Source organism: Epilithonimonas sp. (genome assembly GCF_056329745.1).
Genome location: NZ_JBWEYV010000010.1, coordinates 109,845 through 117,633, shown reverse-complemented (window position 1 = coordinate 117,633; position 7,789 = coordinate 109,845). Strand labels below are relative to the sequence as shown.

At 37.9% G+C, this 7,789-nt stretch carries 7 protein-coding genes; 6 read left to right on the top strand and 1 reads right to left on the bottom strand.

Annotation, left to right across the window (positions count from 1 at the left end):
- Positions 1-258: 258 nt before the first annotated feature.
- From AC00Y6_RS09175 to AC00Y6_RS09160, 4 genes are all read left to right on the top strand, one after another.
- Complete coding sequence (locus AC00Y6_RS09175; RefSeq protein ID WP_474490317.1) at positions 259-618, top strand: BlaI/MecI/CopY family transcriptional regulator; 360 nt, start codon at positions 259-261, stop codon at positions 616-618.
- Entirely contained in the window at positions 618-2,795 is a 2,178-nt protein-coding gene (locus AC00Y6_RS09170) for a M56 family metallopeptidase (RefSeq protein WP_474490316.1), read from the top strand. Before AC00Y6_RS09175 ends, AC00Y6_RS09170 begins: the two co-directional genes overlap by 1 nt.
- 58 nt (positions 2,796-2,853) lie before the next feature.
- The gene (locus AC00Y6_RS09165; protein ID WP_474490315.1) at positions 2,854-3,693 is read left to right on the top strand and encodes a GLPGLI family protein; all 840 of its coding nucleotides are present in this window, start codon (positions 2,854-2,856) and stop codon (positions 3,691-3,693) included.
- Positions 3,694-3,798: 105 nt separating this feature from the next.
- Positions 3,799-3,960, top strand: a complete 162-nt coding sequence (locus tag AC00Y6_RS09160; RefSeq protein ID WP_474490314.1) for a hypothetical protein — start codon at positions 3,799-3,801, stop codon at positions 3,958-3,960.
- 44 nt (positions 3,961-4,004) lie between these two features.
- Here the strand turns inward: AC00Y6_RS09160 and mscL are convergent, their stop codons facing one another.
- Positions 4,005-4,376, bottom strand: a complete 372-nt coding sequence (gene mscL / locus AC00Y6_RS09155) for a large conductance mechanosensitive channel protein MscL (protein ID WP_474490313.1) — start codon at positions 4,374-4,376, stop codon at positions 4,005-4,007.
- A gap of 116 nt (positions 4,377-4,492) precedes the next feature.
- On the opposite strand from mscL, the gene AC00Y6_RS09150 reads away from it, so the two are divergent.
- Together AC00Y6_RS09150 and AC00Y6_RS09145 are read left to right on the top strand one after the other, a co-directional pair.
- Positions 4,493-5,983 carry an NAD(P)H-hydrate dehydratase gene (locus AC00Y6_RS09150; RefSeq protein ID WP_474490312.1) on the top strand — a complete coding sequence of 497 codons (1,491 nt, stop codon included), beginning with the start codon at positions 4,493-4,495 and terminating at the stop codon, positions 5,981-5,983.
- Between the two features lie 227 nt (positions 5,984-6,210).
- Positions 6,211-7,743 carry a DASS family sodium-coupled anion symporter gene (locus tag AC00Y6_RS09145; protein ID WP_474490311.1) on the top strand — a complete coding sequence of 511 codons (1,533 nt, stop codon included), beginning with the start codon at positions 6,211-6,213 and terminating at the stop codon, positions 7,741-7,743.
- Positions 7,744-7,789: the final 46 nt, after the last annotated feature.

Here is a 7,789-nt window from a genome sequence, read left to right as displayed (position 1 = left end):
CGACCTCCGGGTTATGAGCCCGACGAGCTACCTACTGCTCTACCTCGCGATATTGGATTGCAAATATACAGCATTATTATTGAAATACAACTATTTTGATTGATATTTTGTAGAAGAATGTTTTTATTGCTGAAAACCAATGGTTTGTATTTTTTAACTTGTTTTAACTATAAAAATAGTTGTATGAGTGAAAATAAATTCTAAATTTGTATTACTAAATTTTTAGTGATAATAAGATTGATTTAAAAGATAAAGAAAATGAATAAGTTAACCAAGGCAGAAGAACAGGTGATGCAATATCTTTGGCAGATAGGAAAAGGTTTTTTAAAAGACGTTTTAGAACTTTTCCCCGAACCAAAACCGCATACCAATACAATCTCTACCATCCTTAAGATCCTTATGGAGAAAGGATTTGTCAGCTACAAAACGTTTGGCAGGCAACATGAGTATTACCCGATTGTTTCCAAAGAGAATTATAGCGGGCGTTCTATCCGCAGCCTGGTTAAAAATTACTTTGAAGGGTCTTATACCAACGCGGTTTCTTTCTTGGTAGAGGAAAACGAAATCAGTGTAAAAGATCTGGAATTGCTACTTAACGAACTTAAAAATAAGGAATAATGGAAACGTTAGCGTTCTACTTGTTGAAAATGATTCTCTGCTCGGCAGTGATGTTTTCGTACTATCTGTTGTTTTTGAAGGATAAAACTTTTCATCATTATAACCGGTTTTATCTGTTATTTTCCGTTATTATAAGTTTGGTTTTGCCGCTTGTAAAAGTTTCCTATTTCACAATGGAAACCAATAAAAATCTTTACCTGCTGCTGAGCAGGATGAATCAAAATGAATTAAATACCAATCAACAAAATGATGTCACTATTTATACAATTTTTTATGCTGTTGCTGGAGTGGTTTCAGTCGCTCTTCTGATACGGTTTTTGGCAGGGATTTTAAAGATTAATACGATCAAAAAACATTTTCCGAACGAAACTGTAGGAGATATCCAATTTTATCAGACAGATCTTAATAATGCTCCATTCTCATTCTTCAAAAATCTTTTTTGGAGGCAATCTATCGATCTTAATTCCCAAGTGGGACAGCAGATTCTAAAGCACGAGATGGTGCATATAGAGCAGAAACACAGCTGGGACAAGCTGCTGATGCAGGTGGCAAAGTCTGTATTCTGGTTCAATCCTGTATTTTATTTCATTAACAAAGAAATCAATCTTATTCACGAATATTTGGCGGACAAAAAAGCAGTTAAGAAATCTGATACCAAGGCATTTGCGCAGATGCTTCTGGAAAGTCATTTCTCGGGTAGGATTTTACCTGCAACCAGTCCTTTTTTATCATCTAACCTCAAAAAAAGACTTACAATGCTTACAAAAAACAAAACTAAGTATAGCTATGCGCGAAAGCTTTTTGCGCTGCCAATCCTGTTTTTTATGGTGTTTGCCTATATGGTAAATGCGAAAAACAAGGAGATCAAAGAAACCAATAAAACGATAGAGATTGCTGTAGAGCAACTAAAAATGGATACAATTAAGCCAAAGCCATCAGAATCTGACAGTTTGGCGATCAATCATCAGAACCAAACCAAGGCTTTTTCTGATGCACTACAGGAAGATCACTTGAAAATGGCTGCCATTAGCAAAAAAATGGCTGAAAAAAGCAAAGAATTGTCTGCTCTTAAAAAAGCAAAAAAAGAAGATTCGCCTGAGTTCGAAGCTCTTGAAAATGATATGGAAGCTCTTGCCACTCGGATGAATGATATTGTGAACTCTGATAATTATAAGAAAAACTTAAAAGAGCTTGAGGAAAACGCTTCCGCAGTTGCAGGGTTTTATAATTCCCCAGAATGGCATAAAAAATATGCTGATATTGAGAAGCGCGCCAAAGAAGTAGAAGCTAGAGTTAACTCGCCGCAGTTCAAAAAACGGATGGCTGACGCTGCAAAACGTGCAGAGGAAGCAGGTAAAAGAGTCAACTCTCCCGATTTTAAAAAACGTTTAGCTGATGCTCAGAAGATCGCAGAGGAAGCAATGAAAAATGTTAATTCACCAGATTTTCAGAGAAAAATTCAACAAGCTCAGGAACGAGCGAACCAAGCGATTGAAAAATTTGGTAAAACGTTTACAGAAGAAGAGTTTCAAAAAATACTAAAAGAACAATATGGCAAGGATGCTTTTAAAGAAGGTTCTATGGCCTATGGACGTGTGCCGACTGTGGAAGAGCTTAGAATTATGAGAGGTATTCCTGATAATTTCACTTACAGTTTCTCCGATGATATGTTTTTCAATACAGCCAAGTCAAAATTGTCTCCGAAAGAACTCAAAAAATTAGAAAAAAAGAGAAAGCAACTTCAGGAAAAACAAAAAGACCTGATGGAGGAGCAGAGAAAACTTCAGGACAAGCAACGGGAGCTCAACAAAGAGATGCACCAGAACAGCCCGTGGACCATCAGTATCAACGCCACGTCTAATATGTCACAACCAATGATATTGACTCAAAGTGAAATTACTCCACCGCAGAGGATCGACAGGTCCGGCCAGGTGATGGCACTTAGTAAAGAGGTGAAAACTGTTATGTTGCCAAGACGAACCTTGAAGGTTGAAAATGGACAGTTATTTAATATCCCTGATAGTTCTAGGTCTGCTGATCTTGGAAAGGCATTGGTTTATGTTAATGGTAAACTGATAGACAGAAATGATTTAGATAAAATAGATCCCAAGGTGATTGCATCAGTTAGTGTTTTCAAAACCAGCGGGAATGGGAAAATCGAAATCATTACCAAGTAATCAATTTTTTATTTTCATAATACTTTAGCCCGTTCGCCGGCTTTTAAAATTAATCCCCATGAAACAATTTTTTACGATCTTTCTTTTAATAATGAGTGTGTGCCTTTTTGGGCAAAATAAGCGATTTATCTATGAGTATCAACTGATCCCAGATTCTACCAATACGGCGGATGTCAAGAAAGAAATGATGTATCTGGATACTTCGAAGAATGGGTCCAAATATTACAGCTACACTGTTTTTAACTCAGATTCTATTATGAAGGCCGATCTGGAACGCCAGTTAAAAGCAACCGGATCCATCAATATTACGCCACCTCAAAAAATGCCTGTAGTTAGATATTCGGTTACCAAAACGTATCCGGATTATAAGGTTAATCTTCATCGCAGATTGGTAATGGATGCTTACAACATATCGGAAAACCGAAAAATCAACTGGAAAATTTCGTCAGAAAAAGAGAAAATTGGGGAATGGAACGCCCAAAAGGCAGAAGCAGATTTTGCCGGAAGACATTGGATTGCCTGGTTTTCTACAGAAATCCCAATCCAGGACGGGCCCTATAAATTCTATGGTTTGCCGGGGCTGATTGTTAAAATTGAAGACAAAACCGGTTCCCACAAAATGGAACTAAGAGGCATTAGGAATATCAGTACAGATCTTGACATTAACGTTTTTGATGCCAAGGAAGTTGCCGTTAATCAAAAGCAATTTCAGAAGGTACTGAAAGAATACGAAAACGATCCTACAAAAGGTATCAGGCAAGTGCAGATGGGTGGCGCAACCATTGTTATGACCGGTAAAGACAACAATTCTGTGCAAATGGCAAAAGATCAGGAAGAAAGACTGAAAACCAGAATCAAAAAGGATAATAACAGGATAGAGATGGATATTGTAAATTAATCCTAATGTTATGAAATATTGACAGGGAAATTTTAGTTGGGATAATACTATAGTAATTGATTTAAGAAGTATCAAAATGCCTACAAAGCCCACAGGAATGATCTATTGGCTAATTTTAAGAAAAAAACTCTGGAAGGGGAGATTTTTATGACAGATGAAGCCGGCAACCGTTTAAATGGTGCGGATTATATCAAATCTCAGGAAAAACTGATGAATGAACGGATGAAAAAGAATAACAATATTCTTGAAATCGATTTGTTAAAATAAAAAATGCCACAGAGATGTGGCATTTTTATTTCTACAATAAAAGCTTATTTTTTCTTAAGCTCATCTCGGATCTCCATTAACAATGCATCTGTAGAAGATGGGCCTGCCGGGGCTTCTTCGGGCTTTTTGGCGACTTTGTTAGCTAATTTTATCAGCCAAAACAAAACAAAAGCAATCACTAGAAAACTGATAACAGATGACAGGAAATTACCATAAGTAACACCATTCCAAGACAGTTCCTTGATATTTTCTGCACCTGCAGCTTTCAGTGCCGGCGTTAGTAGCAAAGGTGTAATGACATCATCCACCAACGATTTTACAATAGCACCAAATGCACCTCCAATGATTACACCGACTGCCAAATCTACCACATTCCCTTTGAATGCAAATTCTTTAAATTCTTTTACAAATCCCATAGTTGTATTTTTAATTAATAAACAAAAATATCGTTTTTTTTATTTAAAATGCCCTCCAAATTGATTTTTTGTCAGAATTATATTGATTAAATTTGAGAAATAACTTTTTTGTAAAAATGAAAATACTTTCGGCGTCACAAATCAAAGAATGTGACCAGCATACCATCAAAAATGGCATCTCATCTATCCAGTTGATGGAAAAGGCTGCCAATGCCTGTGCCTCGTGGATTGTAAATAATATGAAGAATATCAAAAAGGCTCAGGTCTTTTGTGGGAAAGGTAATAATGGTGGTGATGGATTTGCCATAGCACGGCTTCTTAGCGAAAAAGCCATTGATGTAGAAGTTTATATAGACCGGAACAAACAGGATTTTTCGGAGGATGCAAAAATCAATTATAAAAAAATCAGAAAGAACAGCGGGATTTTGTTCAAGTATTTCTCCGAATATTCTACAGAGAATAATGAGCAGACCATTATTATAGATGCGCTCTTTGGGTATGGTCTCAATAGAAGTTTAGCCGGCGCAGCAAAGAAACTGGTAGAGCAACTGAACCTTGCTCAACAGACCAAAATTGCGATTGATATTCCGTCTGGCTTATATGCGGATAAAATCACCGAAAAAAATGCTACCGTTTTTAAGGCGGATGTTACGCTCACGTTCCAGTTTTACAAGCGTAGTTTTATGCATCCGGAGACTGGTCAATTTTGTGGTAAGGTGGAGCTGTTGGACATCGGTCTGGATCAGTCATATATCGATGAAGCAAAAACTGATTTTTTTGTGACTGATGAAACTATTATAAAATCCATTTACAAGCCAAGAGAGCAGTTCACCAACAAAGGTACTTTTGGGAAAAGCATCTTGGTAGGTGGCAGTTATGGTAAAATGGGATCTGTGCTAATGTCAACAATGGCAGCCCTGAGAAGCGGCAGTGGATTGACATTTACAATGGCGCCGGATTGTGGCTGCCAGATTCTGCAATCCCAGTTGCCGGAAGCTATGTTTATAAAATCCGGCGACCATTTTCTGGATAATATCGAGATGGAGGATAAAGCGGTTTATGGCATTGGCCCGGGTTTGGGTAAAGAGAAAAAAACGCAGAAAGCCCTTTTCGAATTTCTGAAAACATACAAAAATCCCGTTGTCCTAGATGCAGACGCTCTGAATATCTTGGCCGAAAGTCAAAATTTAAATTTGATTCCAAAAAATTCTGTCATCACGCCACATCCGCTGGAGTTTGAACGTTTATTTGGCAAAACCCACGATTCTTTTGAACGGTTGGATCTCGCCAATAAAAAAGCGCAGGAACTTCATATTTTTATAGTTCTCAAAGATCATCATACAGCGGTCATCACGCCGGGAAATAAAGTCTTTTATAATATCACAGGAAATTCGGGGATGGCAAAAGGCGGTAGCGGCGATGTATTAACCGGCATTATCACGTCATTGATTTCCCAAAAATATGATCCGCAGGATGCGGGTATCCTTGGTGTCTGGCTTCATGGTAAAGCTGGAGATCTTGCTGCCAATCGGTATTCGAGAGAGGCGATGTTACCAACGGATCTTATCAAAGAAATAGGGAATGTTTTTAAGGATTTGTCAAATTAATAGTTTATAACTTTTTACTTGTAATGAAGAGAGAATAATATTATTGGTTTAAACCTTTTGTGAAATAATGATTTTAAACATACATGTTATCGGTTATAATAGTTAGTTGCTTGATATTCAGTTAAATATAATGATTAATGATTTTGATAAGAAATGTTATTTATCATATAGCATTTTTTAATATTCAGCATGGCATGCCCTAATTTTACAGTAAAATAATTGGAAAAATGAAAGATCTCCAACAACAGGTTAAAGAGAAGTTTTACCTTCATTTCAATTTGGTGCCTGCCATTTTATCATTCGTCAGTTTTATTCTCGTTTTGATGATTCCAAAGCCGGACGCCTTGTCAGAAGGGGCGTGGACGATGTTGGCTATTTTTGTAGCATCTATTGTAGCAATCATTGGCAAAGCTTCTAGCGTGGGCGTTGTTTCACTTTTTGGTATTGCGTTGGTAGCCATCTTCAAAGCGACTGCGCCTCACCTAGATGCCAACGGCGTTGCGTTGCCCGTAACCAGTAAGACTGCCATCCAGGATGCGTTGGCCAGTTATTCTAACGAGCTTATTTGGCTGATTGTTATTGCTATTATGATCTCGAGAGGAATTATAAAAACAAGGCTGGGTGAGAGGATCGGTTACTATTTTATTTCTGTTTTTGGAAAAAAAACATTGGGTATTGGTTATGCTTTAGCGTTCTGCGAGACATTGCTAGCTCCTCTAACGCCAAGTAATACGGCAAGAGGCGGTGCAATTATCCATCCGATTATGAAATCTATAGCGCTGGCCTTCGGTTCTAAGCCCGAGGATGGCACCCAAAATAAAATTGGAAGGTATCTCGCGTTGGTCAATTACCACGCCAATCCAATTTCTTCTGCGATGTTTTTGACAGCAACTGCCCCAAATCCTTTGGTGATGGAATATGTCAATAAAGTAGCAGGAACCAGCCTTCATATTACTTGGAGCACCTGGGCACTTACTATGTTTGTTCCCGGGTTGGTTGTAATGATGTTGATGCCATTGGTTATCTATCTTCTGGCAAAACCAGAAGTTACCAGCACGCCTAATGCTGCAGCGTTTGCGAAAGAAAAAATTAAAGAACTTGGAGCTTTCTCGCTTAATGAGAAATTGATGTTAGGTATTTTTGCTTTGTTGCTTGTCCTTTGGGCAGACGTTCCTGCGTTGCTTTTTGGTAATCAGTTTATGGTAAATCCAACAACCACGGCTATTATCGGTTTGTTTTTAATGATCATAACCGGAATTTTGGAATGGGACGAGATTCTCGGGCAAAAAAGCGCGTGGGATACATTGTTTTGGTTTGGTGCTCTGGTTATGATGGCTGATCAATTAAACAAACATGGTATTATCACGTGGTTTTCAGATAATTTCCAGGTATGGTTAGTAAGTATGCATTTGAGCAGCCTTTTGGTTTTTGTGATATTGGTTTGTGTATTCTTCTACTCCCATTATTTCTTTGCCAGTACTACCGCGCATATTTCTGCGATGATGCTCGCTTTCCTCATTGTAGGTTCACAAACGATAGAACCAAGCCTCAGGGTTCCTTTTTATCTCATGATGATGGGAGCCGGATCCCTAATGATGTGTCTTACGCACTATGCCACGGGTACTTCACCAATTATTTTTGGTAGTGGCTATGTTACAATGGGCAGTTGGTGGGGCATTGGCTTTGTGATGAGTATTGTTAACCTTGTCGTTTTTGCTATAGTAGGAGCGGTTTGGTGGAAGGTTTTAGGTTATTATTAATTATCATTTCCAACTCAAGTATTAAATAAAAAGTTCTGACTATCAT

What these genes read in the sequence shown, in the direction of transcription:
- AC00Y6_RS09145 (WP_474490311.1), top strand. Translation starts at nt 6,211, where the DNA reads ATGAAAGATCTCCAACAACAGGTTAAAGAGAAGTTTTACCTTCATTTC.
- AC00Y6_RS09150 (WP_474490312.1), top strand. Translation starts at nt 4,493, where the DNA reads ATGAAAATACTTTCGGCGTCACAAATCAAAGAATGTGACCAGCATACC.
- AC00Y6_RS09175 (WP_474490317.1), top strand. Translation starts at nt 259, where the DNA reads ATGAATAAGTTAACCAAGGCAGAAGAACAGGTGATGCAATATCTTTGG.
- AC00Y6_RS09165 (WP_474490315.1), top strand. Translation starts at nt 2,854, where the DNA reads ATGAAACAATTTTTTACGATCTTTCTTTTAATAATGAGTGTGTGCCTT.
- AC00Y6_RS09170 (WP_474490316.1), top strand. Translation starts at nt 618, where the DNA reads ATGGAAACGTTAGCGTTCTACTTGTTGAAAATGATTCTCTGCTCGGCA.
- mscL (WP_474490313.1), bottom strand. Translation starts at nt 4,376, where the DNA reads ATGGGATTTGTAAAAGAATTTAAAGAATTTGCATTCAAAGGGAATGTG.